Genomic DNA, 17,067 nt, shown 5'->3' on the forward strand with positions numbered 1-17,067 from the left:
GGTCAGCGGTTTGAGAGACGGGTCGAATGCGACCTGACGAGACAGCACGAATTCAAGGATCGAGTTTCGGGGTGCACTTCCCCCGCGGGGGTTCGCAGGAGTCGTCGGCGAGGCCCCATGGAGCCGGTGAGAAGCGCCGCCTGATGGCGGCGGGGCGCAGAGCCGGGGATTTCGATGAATGGAAAGGGATGTGCTGCCAATGAACGACATAGCTGATCGTGAGTGGACTGAGCGGGGTCTCAATGTCTGACCAGGAAGCTTCATGGCCAATCCCAGTGCTCGGCTTCCACCACCTCGACCCCGATCTTGACGACTACACGAGTTTCCATCCAGAGAAGTACCTGGACCTGCTATCGATTCTGGCGGAACGATTCGAGTTTCTCACCGCCTCTGTCGCCATGTCCGCGGACCGCCGCATTTCGACAGGGCGCCAGCCTCTCGTACTGACTTTTGATGACGCTTACGCCAACCTGAGCGACCCAGTTCTGTCGGGAATCAAAGATTTTGACGCAGTCGGCACGATCTACACGATCACCGGACACGTCGGGGGCTACAACACATGGAATCGAAAGTGCGATTACTGGAGTCAGCATCTGGACGTCGCCGGCCTGCGAGACCTGGCGGCCGCGGGAATGGAAATCGGCTCTCATACGCGGGAGCACTTCAACCTGGCGAAACTACCGGCCGAGGTGCTCTCATCCGAACTGGCGGACAGCCAGGAATGGCTGCAGGACATGTTCGGCACCCGGGCTCGTTCCCTGGCATACCCGTACGGCTTCCACAGTGCCAATGTGCGGAGTGCAGCTGCGAGCCTCTACGACCATGCGTTCACTACGACGACCAAGCCCGGTGGCACGGACGTTATTCGTGATCGATTCCGCCTACGTCGGTTCATGGTCACCCGCCAGATGTCGGTCGACGAGGTGCTGACGGGAATAGACCAGCTGTGGGGGGTGTCATGACGGAACTCGTTTCGGTCATCATCCCGACAATCGGCCGCGACAGTCTCAGCCGTGTCTTTGCGGCCCTGGCTCGGCAGGCAGATCCCGGTCCGTTCGAAGTCATCGTCGTCGTAGACGGCGGTTCTCCTAGCGACGTGACTGGCATCGCGCAGCATGAGCAGTGCATGCGTGTGGCCAGCGAGGCATTGCAGTCACGCAGCGGGGTCAGTGTGGCCAGAAACCTCGGCGTGCAGCTGTCCAAGGGCAGCATCCTGGGCTTCCTGGACGATGACACGCACCCCGTTCCCAACTGGATCGCCACCATTCGCCAGGTTCTCGCCGACGGCCACAGAGGCGCTGCGGTCGGCCGCATTCGCGAAGTCAGCCGCAGCACACTCGGCCGGCTCCGTGCGCTGGCGTATGACCATCGCGATGCGCAGAACACCGCTGCGGAGATGGCGGAGCATGTCAGGCGGCTTCATCACATCGATGATGACTGTGCGTGCCGACTTGTCGACTACTTGAGCGGCGGCAACTGCTGTGTGCGCGCGGATGTCTTCGCGGAGGTCGGTGGATTCGATCCCGCATTCTGGGTCGGGCAAGACCGCGACCTCGGCCAGCGCATCACCCGAGCGCGCTATCACGTCAGCTACGAGCCGAGCCTCGTCATCGAGCATGAAACCAACAGCACCCCCATGGCGATGCTTCGTGGCCGTTACGCGAGTGGCCGGTCGGCCCATGCACTGACCGGTGGCGGTGTTGATCCGTGCGGCGAGCTCGTCCGAAAAACGTACGGTCATAGCCCGGCGGAACTCCTCCGAGCAGCAGGCTCGTCAACCACGGTTCTCGCCATCGCTTCGGCGATGGCCTATCGCGCCGGTCATCGGCGCGCGGCCAGTCTCCACGATCGAGAAGGACCCACCGGTCTCCACGATCGAGAATGGCTTACCAGCTTCCACGACCGAGAAGGAGTTGCACGACGATGAAGGTGGTCATCATCGGAGCTGGAGCGGCGGGATCTCAGCACGCCGCCGCGATTGCCACGGCCCCAGGGGGGGAACTCACGGCGGTTGCCGACGTCGATCCGGAATCAGCCACACGGCTGGCTGCGCAGTACAACGTTCCGGCGATCCCGGTCGATGAGGCGGTCACGGGCGGCCGCGGCGAAACGGTCGCTCTCTGCATCCCGCCGGGCGACCGAGCGGAGCTGGCACTGTCTGCGTTGCACGCAGGGTCGGCGGTGGTGGTAGAGAAGCCGGCAGCACTGAGTATCGATGAATTGGAACGCATCGTCGCGGCGTCGGACCAGACCGGTCTGCCAGTGGCAGTGATGCATCAGCACCGTATGGTCCTGGGGCCGGTGTGGGAGCGTCTCCGCGAGCCATTGGCCGATGCCACCGCCACCTGCCGCACTTCCAGGAGGCGCACTCTGGCCCATTACAGCGATCGGAAGTGGCGCCAGAATGCGGCGCTGTCCGGGGGCGGTGTCCTCGCGCACCTGGGAGTCCATTACCTGGACCTGGCATGCCAGGTCCTCGGCGGGCAACCTGTCGCCGTCCACGGAACATTCGCCATGGACCACAGGGACTTGCCTGACATCGATACCCGGTCCGTGCTGACCGCCGAGTTCTCGAGCGGCGCGCTGTTGGTGGCATCGGCGACGACCCATGCTGTCCAGACGGAGGATCACCTCGTCGTCGAAGCATCTGGCCTGCGGCTGGAGGTCCGGAGCGGAACGCTGTCGATCGAGATCGACGGAAAAGAGACGGTAGTGCCGGCGCCGCCCAATGTCGGCCTGCGAGCTGCGGTCTACTCCGAGGTCAAGGCGGCTCTGGAGACATCAGCCACCAAGCTGCCGATCTCCGACGTGCGGCGTTGTGGCGCCGTGGTTCGCATCCTCGAAGAGGTGAGCAGGTGACGTACCTGGCTATCGTGCGGCACGGTCAAACCGAGTGGAACCGCATCGGTGTCTTCACTGGTTGGGCCGATGAGGGACTCACCGAGCAGGGGCACCTTGACAGCAAGACGGCCGGGATGGCTCTGGCCGACACCGGCGTGCAGTGGGACACCGTCTACGTGTCTACGCTGCGCCGGTCGGTGGAGACGGCGACCGTAGCTTTGGCCGAGTTCGGCCACCGTCCCACGACGCACATCGTCGACTGGCTCATCAACGAACGTCATGTCGGCGATCTGGAGGGTGCGCGGCATGCCGATCTGGCTGCGATGCACGGTGCGGACAGAGTGGCCCAGTGGCGTTGGGGTTTTGATGATCGTCCTCCGCTCATTGATGTCGACGACCCGCGCCAGGCCGTGCATCGGTCGCGCCACCCTGAGCTCGGCATGTCGATTCCCCGCGGTGAGTCGATGTCCGATGTCATGGCGCGCGTGCGGCCATGGCTTACCGAAGCGCAGGAAGCCGTTGCAGCATCGGTCAACGTTGTGGCCTTCACCCACGGCACGACATTTCGTGCCATCCGTGCGCTGGTCGAGGGTGTCGCGCCGAAAGACGTGCACCAGATGCAGCCGGCCAACGGAAGCCTCGCAATGTACCAAATGTCCAACCGCCGACTGCTCCCAGCGGCGATGGCCCCGACAACTCAGGAGGAACGTTGACGTTCAATCGGATGGACCGTGCCACGCTGGATGACTGGATGCACGTGGGCCGGGAGTTGCGCAAGGAGCAGGCCGGTGTCGGGCCCGCGATCCTCGCGATGCTGTCGTCCCTGGAGTCGCGGGTGAGTGGCTTCGCTGTCAATCAGCTGAATCACGCGCTGCAGACCGCGACAAGGGCGGAGCGGGCCGGAGCCGACGACGAGGTGGTGATATCGGCGCTGTGCCATGACATCGGCAAGGTCATCTCGGTGCCGAACCACCCTGCTATCGGCGCGGAAATCCTCCGACCGTACGTGCGTGAGGAGTGCTACTGGGTCTTGCGGACGCATCAGGACTTCCAGGGACGCCACTACTATGGCCTGCTCGGCCGGAACCCCGATGAGCGGGACAAATATCGCGATGAGCCCTGGTATGACCTCGCCGTCCAGTTCACCGATGAGTGGGACCAAACGAGCTTCGATCCCGAGTACGAAGTCTATCCATTGGACCACTTCCGAGATCGTGTCCTCGACGTGTTCGCGGAGCCTCGGCACTTCCCGCGGGTGCTCGTAGGTCTCGTCACGGACGAAGAGGAGGAGGCGCAGCCATGAGCATGGTCATCGCCTTCGAAGGCAGTGATGGAAGCGGAAAGACGACACTCATCGAACTCACCGCCGCGATCCTGCGAGCGAAGGGTGTTGAGCAGCAGGTGGTCGGCAAATCCGACGGTGCGGAGACGCGGTTGATCACTCAGCTCATCCAGTCGCCCGACCTCAGCTACACCACAGCGACAGAGGCTTTGCTCAAACTCGCCCGGGAACACCAGCGGTTCGCCTACGCCGACCGCAGCCCGGTAACCCTTCTGGACCGTGGTCTGGTGAGCATCGCCTCCGTTCTCAATGCACAAAACATTGATCTGGAGCCGTACCGAAGTCAGTTCAACGCCTGCCTCGCAGAGGTTGAGGACTATGCCACCGTGTACTGCGATATCTCGTTCGACCGGTCCTGGGAGCGGATGACCCGACGCGCCCGGGAGACGGGGGCGCCACTCTCCAAAAAGGAGCTGCGCGGCCCGGAATTCAATCGCGACGTGCATCGCTCGATTGAGCGGCTCTGCGTCGAATCCACGATTTCCGGTCCGGTCTACCGGGTCGACACTTGGAGTAAGTCGCCTGAGGACAGCGCATCCGAAGTGGCGACGTGGATCTGCCAGCGGTTGAGTGAGACCCCTTGAAACGCCGCATGGGACTGTCGAGCGCGACGGTGCCGGCATTGAGTGCCGATGAACTGGCTCGCGTGTGCACGGCCGCGGGCGGCAGTGCCGATCTCCGGATCGGGCGCGGTCACCGATGGGAACACGGTGACTACGCCCATCTTTTTGACGCGCTGTCAGTGGAATTCGTCGGACTCAGCGTGAACCTAGGTGAGTCGCTGCAGGCCGATGCGGTACCCGAACCTATCGCTTCACTCATCCGCCGCCATCGAATACCGGTGCGATGCTTCCTCTCTCGGAACATCGATCAGCAGCCGGTTCTCAACGAGGCCCGCCGTGGCCGCGACCGCCTGCGTGCACTCCTCGGCGACGTCGACATCCTGGTCGAGGTACACAAGCCATTGCCGAAACTGGCAGATGCCGTGGCTGCCATTCGTGTCCTGGAATGCGAAGCGGTCATCGATAATCGCGGCGTCTACGTGGCCGCTGGTGCGGACGAATCGGCAGCTGTCGACTTCGCCCGAGAGTTCGGCCGGGCGATCCAGGTCAAGGGCTTCAGCACCGACGACGCCGAAGGCAGGCATATCCCGCTGAGCTCATGCATGGAGACGCTGCGGTTCACCGAGGCGCTACTGGATGCCGCGCCGGTAGCACCAGTGACGATCGAGACGAAGCATTCCGACTGGCAAGCCGACGTCCGGACTGTCCACACCCTTTGCAGCGCCACCCAGAACGGTCGGGGGACGGAATGAAACTCGCCATCATCAATGATGAAGTATCGCAATCACTGAACGCCGTGATCAGTCTGTCCACCGCGCATGCGTTCCACGGTGTGGAGATCCGGTCGGTCTGGAACACCCCACCGCATCGACTGAACCACGATCAGTGCGATCGCGTACGCCAGATGCTCGCGGACGCAGGTCTAGTGGTGGCGGGATATGCACCACCGGTATTCAAAACACCACTGCCGACGAACCCCGCATCGATCGCCGACGCTGTTGACAGTCTGCGATCAGCACTCGATCTGGCGGTCCGGCTCGGCAGCCCATCGCTGCGCATCTTCACATTCTTTCGCGATGGCGAGCCGAACCCGCGAGCAGCGGCCGAGATGGCGAGGTCGATCCTGCGGCGGGTGGATATCCCGGAAACCGTGCAGCTCAATGTCGAAACGGGAACCAGGACCAACACGCCGGACGCAGCGACGACATACGAGTTCATGGAGGCCCTCGACGACGCCAGGGTCGGCGTGCTGTGGGATCCCGGCAATGGCGTCTTCAGCGGGTACGCGCAAGGCCGCGATGTCCTCGCCGAGTATGCGCTGCTGCGGCCGTTCATCCGGCATGTGCACGTGAAGGATCCGGCCGGCCGCAGCGGATACGTGGAACTCGGTCATGGCGACATATCGTGGCCCGTTGTGCTCGATCGATTGCGAGCTGACGGGTATGCCGGCTTCCTGTCCCTCGAGACGCACTGGCGGATCGGCCGAGTGTTGACTCCGCATCAGCGCGACGAGCCGTGGGGTGATGCGTTCTCGGCGGATGGAGAGGACGCCTCGGCTCGGTGCATGAAACAGCTGGCGCAATGGGTGGGCGTCCGGTGATAACCGCTGAGGGTCCGCTGTTCCTGGTAGGAGCGCAGCGCAGCGGAACAACAGCACTGGGCCTCGCGATTGCTCAACGCTATGCCGATTCCGGGCGCGTCTTCACCGTGAACGGGCGCCTGCCATCACTGCTTCGACGCTGGTGGACCGACGACGACATCGCCGACCGCCATCTTCGGTCCGACGACGTCAACCACGCGCTCCTACGGCACTCGGCGACCGGTCCGAGCGCCCAAGCCTGGCTGGCTCGCTGCGCGGAGGTCCTACCCGAAGTGGCACAGGAAGTCGCCTACGGGAGGCACGACGGGCGCGACAGCGTCGACCTCATCAGAGAAGCGATCGAGCGGGTGTACGGCGGCTATACGTGGGGGGACAAGTACAACGAGTACCTGCTAGAGCTCCCGTGGCTGTCCACGGTCTTCCCCCACGCGAAATGGATCTTCGTCCACCGGCATCCGGCGGCGGTCGTGCGCTCGATGATGGAGTGGCGCAAGGACAAGCCCTGGAATCCGAGAACGGCTGCCGCGTGCGAGGCGAAGTGGATCGCATGGAACGAGCGCTGGCTGTCGTTCAGGAGCGGGATTCCGAAGGGCCACGCGCTCACCGTCTCCTACGAGCAGTTGTGCGGCGGGGCGACCGCCGAACTGAGCGACTTCGTCGGACTGAGCATGGGCGAAGCCCTCCGCGAATATCGCCGGCAGGGCTCCGATGCCGAGGCGTCGGACTGCAGCGAGGCGGCACTCCACGTGTGGGAGAGGCTGGGCCGTCCATGACCCGAGACCGCCTTGCCGTCGGGAAGTTTCAGAAGCAAGTCCAATCTGGACTGCGCTCATCGACTCGGGAGAGGGACATGGAGAAGTTGGTGCGCAGGGGACCCCTGCAGTGGGGTATGGCCTGCGGCGAGTGGCTGACATTTCAGGATGAGCGTAAGGCGCAGTATCCGGGATGGTGGTTCGAGCATGAAGTTCCTGAGGGCACTTCCGTGCGGGTCTTGGAAGATGCTGTCGCGGTGTTGGTCGAGCGGCACGAGATCCTGAGGACGACGTTCGATGTCGACGAGGACGGTTGTCCCGAACAGCGTGTCTGGAGCCCTGAGCGGGTCGAGGTTCATGCGCTCGAGCAGGCCGACCCGGATCAGTTGCAGGCGTTCAGGACCCGGGATTTCCTGGTCGACTCGGAGTGGCCGTGCCGTTTCGGGCGGGTGCTCCGGGGCACGGGTGCGCCGGCGCTACTGGCGTGCTTCTCGCATATCGTGGTCGACAACCGCGCCAAGGAAATCCTCAAGCAGGATCTTGCCGTGATCATGGACGCGGTGCTCGCGAAGCGGTCGCCGGACCTGCCGCCCGTCGAGTGGCAGCCCCTGGACTACGCGCTTTACGAGCGGTCCGAGAAGACGGCCGCGCTGCGTCGTCGTGCCGAGGAGTACTGGGCCGGCGCGCTTGATCGCATTCCCGTCGCGACCTTCAATATCGGGGAGGCCCCTGAAACCGTCCGGTACGTCGACTGCCGCTCGAGTCCCCGATCGGCCGCCGGACAGCTCGAACGCATTGCGCAGAAGCTCGACGCGCCGATGAACTCCGTGTTCGCAGGCGTATTCAGCATCGCGCTGGGCGGGGCGACTGCTCAAGAGGTCGTGCCGCTAGACGTGACCACGCACGGCCGGGTCACCAGGAACGCCTTGAACGTGGTGGCGCCGCTCGCACGAGCGGTGATCATCCCGAGCGTATTGCTGCCGGACCAGTCGTTCGGCGATTTCGCCAGGGGGCTTCATCGTTTGACGTTTCAAGCGAATCGGTACAGCATGGTGGACACCCTGGAGTACACCGAGTGGCGGGCGGTCATGAGCGGCCGCAAAGGGGGCGAGATCGGATCCCGCATCGCATTGAACTTCATGTACAAGCAGGAGGGCGGCCACCATGCCGCCGACGCGCCGAGCCGGTCCGGCCCGCAATGGGAGTCGACGGTGAGCGATCCGGTCGAGTACCGCTCGTTCTCGCATCATCTCTATGTCGCCGCCAGCGGCAGCGGGGCCCGGCTGGAGTTCCACGTCTCCGGCAACGAAGCTGTCATCGGGCGCGGCAATACCGAAGTCGTCGCCCGCAGCATCACCGATCTCCTCGACCATCTCGACAAGGACCCCGATCGCAGTATCGGGGGCTTGCGCGGTGAGATCGCCGGTCTGGTTGCGGCCCCCTCCCGCGACCCGATTCACGGCGAGCCCGTCATTTCGCGGGGCGATGCCTTCCGCCCCGACTTCATCGACGCGGCCCTGCAGACCCATGCCGGGGTGAAGGAGGCGAGAACCCGGTTGGAGGAGGGGGCGCTCGTGACTGAAGCCGCAGTGTCTGAGCCTTCACTGACCGAGGCCGAGCTGATCGCGTTCCTGAAATCAAAGCGATCCTATCGAGCGGTGTCGCGGACCATTCCTGATCGGATCCGCGTCGAGCGGCCGGAGACGTCAGCGGATTCGAGCACCGAGCAGAACGCGGCCGCATCAGACGCAGCGTCCGCCTTGATCGACTGCGTGAGGACCGTTAACCGGCTCGGATCCGTGGACGCCCAGCTCAGTTACGCCGAATGCGGCGGCAGGTTCTTCCGGATCCCCGCAGTCCTGCGCCGGTTGAGAGGCCTCGGCTACGAGGGTCTGAATCGGAACGACCTGCAAATGCCCTGCAGCCTTACGATCCTGGCCGGGCGGCTCGGGCCGGCGCAGGGCCGGACATCGGCGCATGAGGACTGAGGAGTATTCGATGGACCGCAGCAACCGGTTCCCGGCCACGCTCGTGAGCCTTTCAAGAATGTGGAGGGAGCACCATGCCTGCTGACACGGGACGCGAGACCCGGACACCGCGATCCCCGGCACCGCTCCGGGCGGTTGCGGCGATCCGTCGGCTGTTCGCGTCCAGGTGGCAGCTCCTGCGCCAACTCCGGCAGGCTCCGGGCGCCACGACTTCGCTCACCGTGCTGGAAACGCTGGCCGCCGTGGCCCCGACGCTCTCGGCGTTGGGGCTCGGCTGGCTGGTCTCGAGGCTGGAGGGCATCGGCGAAGGCGACGATTTCGCGTGGGACGGGCTGGTCGCGCCGCTCGTCCTTGTGTCGGCGATGTTCATCCTGCAAGAGGTGCTCGCCGCGCTCGGCGAGGTCGCCCAATATGCGGCGACGGGTCAGATCGACCGGTCGATTCGCCGCGCGGTCCGCGCGGCGTCGTTGCGGGGACTGTCGGTCGCCCAACTGGAGGTTCCGGCGATCGTCGACGACCTGGCGCGTGCGTCGGACGTGGGCGAAGGCATGCTTCGCTCTCCCGGGTCCGCCGCGACAGGGCAGCTCCGCCTCCTGTTCCGCTTTCTGGCCGCAGGGTCGGCTACGGTGCTGCTGAGCGTCGTGTTCTCGCCCCTCCTGGCCGTCGTGCTCCTGGTGATGTCGCTGTGCATCCGAGCGCTGATCCGGCGGCAGTGGATGGGCCTGGTCGACGCATGGGACGCGCGGGAACGCTATCGCCGCCGCTCGGTCTACTGGACCGAACTAGGGCGGATCCCGGAGGCCGGCAAGGACATCCGCATGTTCGGCCTTGGACGGTGGGTCGTCGGGCGCCGCACGGCGGCGTTCATAGAATTTCTCGATCCATTGTGGCCGCTACGACGGAAGGTGCAGATCGGTCAGTGGCCGGTCGCGATCGTCACCACAGTCTCTGGAGTCCTGGCATTGCTGGTCCCCAGTCTCGCCATGCGCGCCGGCGCCATCGACGCCGCCGACCTGGTGGTCTGCCTGTCCGCAGCCTTCGCGATCTTCCAGATGTCCGCGATGGGCCACGAAGCGTTCGACATCGAGTACGGCAGCGGTGCGGTCGAGGCGCTCGAACGGCTGCGCGAGATGGAGCGCAAGCCGGCCTCCGACGCGGGGGCCGCACATTCCGGACCGGTCGGCTTCGAGACCTCGATCCGTTGCGAGGGTGTGTCGTTCACCTATCCGGGAACCACCGCCCCCGTCATCAGGAATCTCGACCTGGAGATCAAACCGCGCGAGGTGATCGGGCTCGTGGGACGCAACGGCGTCGGCAAGACCACGCTGATCCGGCTGCTGGCCGCGGTGTATCGACCGGACGGCGGCAGCATTCTCGTCGACGGCGTCGACCTGGTGGACATCCCCGCCGAGCAATGGCACGCCCGTGTCTCGGTCGTCTTCCAGGATTTCGGGCGCTTCCCTGCGACCCTTGCGGACAACATCGCCATCGGGGCGAGTGAGCACCTCGTCGACCGCGAGGGCGTGCGGCGGGCCGCCCGCTTGGCGGGCATCGACCGCTGGTCGGACGACCTGCCCGCCGGATTGGACACCGTTCTCGGCCGCGAGTTCGATGACGGCGTCGACCTCTCTGGTGGGCAGTGGCAGAGCGTCGCGATCGCCAGAGCGCTCTTCGCCGCACAGCACGGCCGGGACCTGCTGGTCTTCGACGAGCCGACTGCGCACCTCGACGCCCGATCCGAGGCGGCCTTCTTCGATAGGGTGACCGACGCGATCGACGATGCTGCGATCGTGCTCATCTCGCACCGGCTCGGCACCATCCGCCATGCCGACCGCATCGTCATGCTCGGCCCCGACGGGATCATCGAACAGGGCAGCCACGATGAACTCGTAGAGGGGGACGGCGAATACGCCCGGCTCTTCGCGCTGCAGGCCTCCCAGTTCGCGGAATCCGCCTCTCCCTTCTGACCCCGAAAGGCTCCGTCATGAAGCACCTGCTGCACCTGGCCCGCCACACGATCGTGCTCTCCTGGCGGGCCGACCCCAAGGCCTCCGCTTTCGTCGGGGCCATCGTGCTGCTCGAAGTGGGAGCACTGGCTCTGTTCGCGCTTGCCCAGCGTTGGGTGGTCGACGCCGCCTTCGACTCAACCGTTCTGGCACTCGCCGCCGCCGCAGTCCTCGGCGGTGTCGCCTACTCGGTCGGAGCGGCGGGCAATCGGGTCGTGGTCAACCTCCAGCAGGACCTGGCCGAACGGGTCGACATCACGCTGAACCAGGAAGTCCTCGGCATCACCACCCGTCTGCGCACATTGGAACATCTCGAACGTCCCGATTACCTCGACCGCGTCGTGCTGCTCGGCCGGAGTACGAGCGAATTGGCGGCGGCGGGAATCGCGCTCTGCCGCACCGCCTCTGCGATCATCAGCGTGGGTCTGAGCGTGTTCCTGCTGTCCACCGTCCACCCCGCGTTGGGGCTGTTGGTCCTCCTGGCACTGCCGCCGATCTACATGAGCATGCTCGCGCAGCGGCATAGGGAACGGGCCAGGCGCAGGGCCGCGACCGACGAGCGCCGTGACGCGCGCCTCCATCAGCTCGCGATCGAAGCGGGCAGCGCGCAGCAGATCCGAGTCATGGGGTCGGAGCGGCTGATCGATGACTGGGCGGATGTCGCACGCCTTCGCCTGATACGACTGCAGGTCAAGGCCTACCTGGCTGCCACGGGATGGCAGATCACCGGCTGGATGATCTACTCGGTCGGGTTCGCCGCCGCGCTCGCGATCGCTGCCGGCATGGTGGGCGTCGGGGCCATCACGCTGGGAAGTCTGGTCCTGGTCGTCACGCTGGGTACGCGGCTCCGCGCGGAAGTGCGGCGAGCGGTGAGTTCGATCCAGCAGGTGGCTCGGGCCGCGACTGCCGCCGAGCACTACGTCTGGCTCCGGGACTTCGACCGCGCTGCGACGGCCTCGGCCGGAACCAGTCCTGTGACCGGCCCGGTGGGACGGATCGAGCTGCGCGGCGTGAGCTTCACGTACCCGGGGGCGACCGTACCAGTGCTCCGCGATGTGGACCTGACGCTGGAGGCGGGACAGACCGTCGCCCTCGTCGGACTCAACGGCGCAGGCAAGACCACCCTGGTCAAACTGCTGACGGGCATGTACGACCCGACGGGCGGCACCGTGCTGCTCGACGGGCGGCCGATCTCCGAAATCGATGCCGAGGGCTGGCGGCGGCGCACCTCCGGCGCGTTCCAGGATTCCACCCGATTCAAGACCACGGTCGCCGAGGCCGTCGGTATCGGCGACCTCGACCGAATTGACGACGCCGTCGCTATCAGGCGCGCCATCGACGCCACCGGGATCGACGTCTTCGTGGACCGGCTGCCCGATGGCGTCGATACGCTTCTCGACCGCTCGATGGGTGGGCACGAGTTCTCCGGCGGTCAGTGGCAGCGGCTGGCACTGGCCCGGGCCTACATGCGGGAGGCGCCTGATCTTCAGGTCTTGGACGAGCCCACCGCGGCGCTCGACCCGCAGGCAGAGCATGAGGTGCACGCCCTCTATGCGGAGCGGACCTCGAATGCGCCCGGCCTGATCACCCTGCTCGTCTCCCACCGCTTCTCGACGGTGCGCATGGCCGACCTGATCGTGGTGCTGCGAGACGGCGCCGTCGTCGAGAAAGGGAGCCACCGATCACTCATCGAGGCGGGGGGCGACTATGCGGAACTCTATGAGAGCCAGGCGCAGCAGTACCAGTAGATCGGTGTGCCGCCCTGCATGACCGCGAGCGTGACCAGTTCAGCATCGGTCAGTTCGGGAGTGAATCCGGGCGCCGGTCGCCAGGAGACCAGGTTGGGTTTCGAAAGGGCACCAACATCACAGACCCCTTGGACTCAATCATCTAGCCCCAGTCCCAATCCGCGAGCTGGGCGCGCATGAGGCGCGCCGCCGCGGGGAGGCGGCACTGGCCGTGCCGGGTGATGCTGCTGTGGTGCGGGCGCTGTTCGCGCTGGATGGTCCTGCTCAAGTCGAAGAGCGCTCGGGGCCGGGACTACTTCTACTACCTGTGCAAGGGCAAGCAGCAGCGCGAATGCGATCTGCCCCGGCTGCCGCTGGACCAGGTCGAACTCGCCGTCGCGGCTCACTGGGCGCCCATCGCCATCAGCCCAGCAGAGGCGGCCAAGGTTCGGCGCCACCTACACGACCTGCCTCCACCTCACCGCCCTCCGCCGCGAGGCCGACGACAACGCCACCGCCTTCAGCGTGGAGGCTTGATCTATGTTTTCGACAACATTTCTGTTAGATTATGCCTCGGGTGCGATGGGCACGCTCGTGTACTGCGATTTCAGTGCCCGCGCCCCTTCATGAAGGAGAGGCAATGAAGCCGAAGAAACGAGTGCTCGGGAGGACGCTGGGCGTCCTCCTCGCGGCAGTTGCGATGCTGTTGGCGCCGGCGGTCCCCGCGCAGGCGTACAACCCGATGGGCGGGGTCCTATACGACCTTGGCGACCAGGACTGCCTGAAGGGCCTGGGCAACTGCGCCGTGTATCCGAAGTCGACGCAACTGCCGAGCGGTCGCCTCGTCGCGGCCTTCGAGAACGCGGTGGTCGCCGAGTCCGGCAGTGCGGACGGGGAGACCCTCCCGATCTACAAGAGCGATGATCATGGCACCAGCTGGCAGCATCTCACTGAAGTGCCCGCCCCCGCGTACCTCTCGAGCGACCCCGCCTACGACCGGTACATCAGCCACTGGGGCAGCCCCTACCTCTACGCCCTCCCGCAGCAGGTCGGGAACCTCACCGCCGGGACCCTGCTGCTCGCGAGCGTCGTCACGGGCGACGACCACTACTACCTCGAACGCAAGGCCGCCGACCCGAACTGGGTCCCCAACAACGACGGCGACCGCAGCGACATGGCCCTCGCCCTCTACTCCAGCGCCGACCAGGGCGCGACCTGGAAAGTGGAGAACATCATCGCGACCGGCGGTTGGCAGGGCGGCAGTGCGGGTGCGACCGGCGTGAACGTCGCGGCCGCGAACACCTACCGGCAGGTCGACCCGATCTGGGAACCGTTCCTGATGGTCTACAACGGACAACTTGTCGCCTACTACTCGGACGAGAACGACTACATCGGCGTCACCTCCGCAGGTGTGCCGATCCTCGACCCGAACAACGACACCGCCACCGACTCCCACGGGCAGATCCTCGTGCACAAGACCTGGAACGGCAACAGCGCCAACTGGAGCAGCCCGGTCGTGGACGTCCAGGGGCAGAACCAGGACATGGGCGGCGGCAAGACCGAGATCGGCGGCGGGCGCCCCGGAATGACCACCATCGCGCCCACATCGGACGGCAAGTGGCTGCTCACTTATGAGTGGTGGGGCGGTGGCGCCAATGTGCGATACAAGATCGCCGACAGTCCGCTGGACTTCCGGTCCACCGGCGGTCAAGCGGGCTCGGAGATCGGCGGACTGCCCGTCTCCAGCGGTTCGCGCTCCCTCTCGACCGGCGGCAGTCCGGTCCTGATCGGACTGCCCGACGGCCGCATCGTGTACAACGCCTCGGGCAGCGGCAGTGTCTGGGTGAACGAGACCGGTTCGAGCACCGGCGCGTGGACGGAGTACCAGACGAACATCGGCGCCGGCTACAGCCGCAACCTCCAGTACGTCGAGGGCACCGGCCGCGTGGTCATCCTGCAGGGCACTTGGGGCGGTCCCACCAGCGCGGCGGTCATCCGCTTCGGCGAGGTCGACCTCGGCGACTCGGACGGCGAGTACTTCCAGTTGGTCAATCGACAGACCGGCCAGGTCCTCGGAACGGGCGGCAATGTCACGGACGCGAACATCGGCAACGGCGATGTCCCCGACGTCGTCCTGGAGGACGCCGGGGCGACACCGATTCCGGATACCCAGTACTGGCACCTCGCGACCAAGGCCGACGATTCGGTGACGCTGCTGAACAAGTCGGGCGGACGTGCGGCCGGAATCTGGACCGGAAGCGCCACGGCCGGGCAGCGGATCGGCCAGTGGGTCGACGACACGGCCACGGGCACATGGAATCTCGTCCCGACCACCAACGGCTACTACCGTCTCCAGTCGACCGCCGACTCGAGCCTCTACCTCACCGGCACCGCTGCGGATGCGCCGGTGACGCTGCAGACCTCGGCGGGCAACGGATCCCAGGAGTGGTCCCTTGTGGAAGGGTCCCCGAACGTCGGCGCCTCGGTGAACCTGATGGCCGGGCATTCCGGAAGCTGCGTCGACGTGTTCGGCGCGTCCACCGCGAACGGCGCCGAGATCGCCCAGTACGGCTGCAACGGCGGCGCGAATCAGACGTGGCGGTTCCAAGGCCTCGGCAACGGCTACTACCAGATCGTGGCCGGCCACTCGGGCAAGTGCCTCGACGTGGCGTCCGTTTCGACCGCCGACGGCGCCAGGGTGATCCAGTGGACCTGCGGCAGCGGCATGAACCAGCAATGGGAGGTGCGCGATGCGGGCGACGGCCAGGTGCGCCTGGTGGCCCGGCACAGCGGCAAATGCCTGGACGTGCCGAGCAGTGCGACCGCCGACGGCACCCGTTTGCAGCAGTACTCCTGCAACGGCGGCCAGAACCAGCGGTTCGCATGGAACGCGGCCTAGGGGAGTGCTCACGAACTTCTGACGGTCGCTCACTCGGGCGTCGGGCCGCTGCATACACACATGTGCAGCGGCCCTTCAGCCTCGGGACCTAAGCGGCTTTCGCCCAAGTGGTGGAGGCCCTGATGACCAGCTCGGACTGCAGCGCCGGGAATCGCGGCGCGGTGGTCTGCTCGATCTTGCTGAGAAGCTCCTGCACTCCCGCGCGTCCCTGCGCGGCGAAGTTCACGCGCAGCGTGGTCAGCGGCGGCGAGAAGAACGCGGCCTCGGGAATGTCGTCCACGCCGGTGACGCTGATGTCCTCGGGCACGCGCAGTCCCAGTTCCTTCGAGGCGAGCATGACGCCCAATGCCATCTGGTCGTTCGCGGCCACGATCACGGTGGCCTCAAGGCCCGCGCCGAGGCCCATGACCGCGTCGTAGCCGGACTTGGCGGACCAGTCCCCGTGGATCGTCCCGGTGGAGACCAGGCCGCGGTCGTCGAGCGCCCGCTCGTAGGCCCTGGCGCGGTTGCGCGAGGCCGACCAGGTCGGCGGTCCGGCGATGTGGAGGAAGGATTCGTGGCCGAGGCCGGCCAGATACGCGATGAGCGAGGGGAATCCGACGGTCGTCAGCTCGGTCTGGACCCCGGTGATCGCATCGTCCCTTTCGGAGGCGATGTGAGCCGGGACCCGGAAATCGGTGCGGTCGAACACCTCGTTCATCGCGTCGGTCGAGGCGAGCACGAGGACCCCGGCGACGTCGAGCTGCGCGACCAGTCCGGCCGCTTCGCCCACCGCATCGGGATCGCTCATGTCCAGCGAGATGATGTCGAGCAGGTATCCCGCCTGCCTGGCCGCGATGCTGGCGCCCTGGACGATCCGGCTCGGTCCGACCTGGTCGATCTCGTGGGTGAGCGCCGCCAGTCGGTGGGGGCGGCCGCTTTTGAGCGAGCGCGCGGTGAGGTTCGGCTGGTACTTCAGCTCGGCGAGGGCCTTGACGACCTTCTCGCGCGTGTGCGGCCGGATGCCCTCGTACCCCTTTAGGAAGCGGCTCACCGTCTGGTGGGACACCCCCGCGGCGCGGGCGACGTCGTAGATCGTGGCGGGCTTGGTCGCCGTCCCTTCACCGTTCGCCGCTTCGCCGACCTCGGCGAGTGGGGCGTCGTCACCGACCGCGTCCACAACCATCCGGTACCTCCGACTTTCGATCTCGGCCTGTGACACGTCGTTTTGTCGCCCGCCGCACCTGTCTGAACCCAGTCTGGCTCATCGGCGGGAGTTTATCGAAAACATAGTGCTAGATTCGTCTTGTTTTCGAAAACATTACGGGTTAGTGTTCTCACTCACCACACTGGTAACAGCAATGGAGCAA

At 65.8% G+C, this 17,067-nt stretch carries 16 protein-coding genes; 14 read left to right on the top strand and 2 right to left on the bottom strand.

Annotated elements, in window-relative coordinates; genetic code table 11:
* Positions 1–242 precede the first annotated feature (242 nt).
* The 12 genes from FAB82_RS11175 to FAB82_RS11230 all read left to right on the top strand — a co-directional run bounded on the left by FAB82_RS11175 (position 243) and on the right by FAB82_RS11230 (position 12,840).
* A complete protein-coding gene (locus tag FAB82_RS11175; RefSeq protein WP_136534624.1) occupies positions 243–962 on the top strand; it encodes a polysaccharide deacetylase family protein in 720 nt (239 codons plus the stop codon).
* A complete protein-coding gene (locus tag FAB82_RS11180) occupies positions 959–1,927 on the top strand; it encodes a glycosyltransferase family 2 protein (protein ID WP_136534625.1) in 969 nt (322 codons plus the stop codon). The genes FAB82_RS11175 and FAB82_RS11180 overlap by 4 nt, the downstream gene beginning before the upstream one ends.
* A complete protein-coding gene (locus FAB82_RS11185; protein WP_168801541.1) occupies positions 1,924–2,859 on the top strand; it encodes a Gfo/Idh/MocA family protein in 936 nt (311 codons plus the stop codon). The genes FAB82_RS11180 and FAB82_RS11185 overlap by 4 nt, the downstream gene beginning before the upstream one ends.
* Positions 2,856–3,554 (top strand): 2,3-bisphosphoglycerate-dependent phosphoglycerate mutase, encoded by a 699-nt coding sequence (locus FAB82_RS11190; RefSeq protein WP_168801542.1) that lies wholly within the window; start codon positions 2,856–2,858, stop codon positions 3,552–3,554. The genes FAB82_RS11185 and FAB82_RS11190 overlap by 4 nt, the downstream gene beginning before the upstream one ends.
* Positions 3,551–4,144, top strand: a complete 594-nt coding sequence (locus FAB82_RS11195) for an HD domain-containing protein (RefSeq protein ID WP_211116530.1) — start codon at positions 3,551–3,553, stop codon at positions 4,142–4,144. Before FAB82_RS11190 ends, FAB82_RS11195 begins: the two co-directional genes overlap by 4 nt.
* Positions 4,141–4,767 (top strand): dTMP kinase, encoded by a 627-nt coding sequence (locus FAB82_RS11200; RefSeq protein ID WP_136534628.1) that lies wholly within the window; start codon positions 4,141–4,143, stop codon positions 4,765–4,767. The genes FAB82_RS11195 and FAB82_RS11200 overlap by 4 nt, the downstream gene beginning before the upstream one ends.
* Complete coding sequence (locus FAB82_RS11205) at positions 4,764–5,498, top strand: hypothetical protein (protein WP_211116531.1); 735 nt, start codon at positions 4,764–4,766, stop codon at positions 5,496–5,498. The genes FAB82_RS11200 and FAB82_RS11205 overlap by 4 nt, the downstream gene beginning before the upstream one ends.
* Positions 5,495–6,346 carry a sugar phosphate isomerase/epimerase family protein gene (locus FAB82_RS11210; RefSeq protein ID WP_136534630.1) on the top strand — a complete coding sequence of 284 codons (852 nt, stop codon included), beginning with the start codon at positions 5,495–5,497 and terminating at the stop codon, positions 6,344–6,346. The genes FAB82_RS11205 and FAB82_RS11210 overlap by 4 nt, the downstream gene beginning before the upstream one ends.
* Positions 6,343–7,119, top strand: a complete 777-nt coding sequence (locus FAB82_RS11215; protein ID WP_168801543.1) for a sulfotransferase family protein — start codon at positions 6,343–6,345, stop codon at positions 7,117–7,119. The genes FAB82_RS11210 and FAB82_RS11215 overlap by 4 nt, the downstream gene beginning before the upstream one ends.
* Positions 7,120–7,196: 77 nt before the next feature.
* The gene (locus FAB82_RS11220; protein ID WP_168801544.1) at positions 7,197–9,086 is read left to right on the top strand and encodes a condensation domain-containing protein; all 1,890 of its coding nucleotides are present in this window, start codon (positions 7,197–7,199) and stop codon (positions 9,084–9,086) included.
* A 74-nt stretch (positions 9,087–9,160) separates the two neighbouring features.
* Entirely contained in the window at positions 9,161–11,053 is a 1,893-nt protein-coding gene (locus FAB82_RS11225; RefSeq protein WP_136534633.1) for an ABC transporter ATP-binding protein, read from the top strand.
* A gap of 17 nt (positions 11,054–11,070) precedes the next feature.
* A complete protein-coding gene (locus tag FAB82_RS11230) occupies positions 11,071–12,840 on the top strand; it encodes an ABC transporter ATP-binding protein (RefSeq protein WP_136534634.1) in 1,770 nt (589 codons plus the stop codon).
* Positions 12,841–12,982: 142 nt separating this feature from the next.
* On the opposite strand, the gene FAB82_RS28365 is transcribed toward FAB82_RS11230, so the two are convergent.
* Positions 12,983–13,108 carry a hypothetical protein gene (locus tag FAB82_RS28365; RefSeq protein WP_281276895.1) on the bottom strand — a complete coding sequence of 42 codons (126 nt, stop codon included), beginning with the start codon at positions 13,106–13,108 and terminating at the stop codon, positions 12,983–12,985.
* Here FAB82_RS28365 and FAB82_RS28875 point away from each other — a divergent pair.
* On the top strand, positions 13,095–13,463 hold the full coding sequence (locus tag FAB82_RS28875) for a hypothetical protein (protein WP_168801545.1): 369 nt from the start codon (positions 13,095–13,097) through the stop codon (positions 13,461–13,463). The two genes, FAB82_RS28365 and FAB82_RS28875, sit on opposite strands and share 14 nt — an antisense overlap.
* Positions 13,464–13,519: 56 nt before the next feature.
* Positions 13,520–15,718: an RICIN domain-containing protein gene (locus FAB82_RS11240; protein WP_342799449.1), complete on the top strand. Its 2,199-nt coding sequence runs from the start codon at positions 13,520–13,522 to the stop codon at positions 15,716–15,718.
* Positions 15,719–15,806: 88 nt separating this feature from the next.
* On the opposite strand, the gene FAB82_RS11245 is transcribed toward FAB82_RS11240, so the two are convergent.
* Positions 15,807–16,883, bottom strand: coding sequence for a LacI family DNA-binding transcriptional regulator (locus FAB82_RS11245; RefSeq protein ID WP_136534637.1), 1,077 nt, complete (start codon positions 16,881–16,883; stop codon positions 15,807–15,809).
* Positions 16,884–17,067: the final 184 nt, after the last annotated feature.

This window comes from Glycomyces buryatensis (genome assembly GCF_004912275.1).
GTDB lineage: Bacteria > Actinomycetota > Actinomycetes > Mycobacteriales > Micromonosporaceae > Glycomyces > Glycomyces buryatensis.

Bases quoted from the DNA above. Each gene is read 5' to 3' on its own strand.
- FAB82_RS11175 (WP_136534624.1), top strand. From the start codon at position 243: ATGTCTGACCAGGAAGCTTCATGGCCAATCCCAGTGCTCGGCTTCCAC.
- FAB82_RS11180 (WP_136534625.1), top strand. From the start codon at position 959: ATGACGGAACTCGTTTCGGTCATCATCCCGACAATCGGCCGCGACAGT.
- FAB82_RS11185 (WP_168801541.1), top strand. From the start codon at position 1,924: ATGAAGGTGGTCATCATCGGAGCTGGAGCGGCGGGATCTCAGCACGCC.
- FAB82_RS11200 (WP_136534628.1), top strand. From the start codon at position 4,141: ATGAGCATGGTCATCGCCTTCGAAGGCAGTGATGGAAGCGGAAAGACG.
- FAB82_RS11210 (WP_136534630.1), top strand. From the start codon at position 5,495: ATGAAACTCGCCATCATCAATGATGAAGTATCGCAATCACTGAACGCC.
- FAB82_RS11220 (WP_168801544.1), top strand. From the start codon at position 7,197: ATGGAGAAGTTGGTGCGCAGGGGACCCCTGCAGTGGGGTATGGCCTGC.
- FAB82_RS11225 (WP_136534633.1), top strand. From the start codon at position 9,161: ATGCCTGCTGACACGGGACGCGAGACCCGGACACCGCGATCCCCGGCA.
- FAB82_RS11230 (WP_136534634.1), top strand. From the start codon at position 11,071: ATGAAGCACCTGCTGCACCTGGCCCGCCACACGATCGTGCTCTCCTGG.
- FAB82_RS28875 (WP_168801545.1), top strand. From the start codon at position 13,095: ATGGTCCTGCTCAAGTCGAAGAGCGCTCGGGGCCGGGACTACTTCTAC.
- FAB82_RS11240 (WP_342799449.1), top strand. From the start codon at position 13,520: ATGCTGTTGGCGCCGGCGGTCCCCGCGCAGGCGTACAACCCGATGGGC.
- FAB82_RS11245 (WP_136534637.1), bottom strand. From the start codon at position 16,883: ATGGTTGTGGACGCGGTCGGTGACGACGCCCCACTCGCCGAGGTCGGC.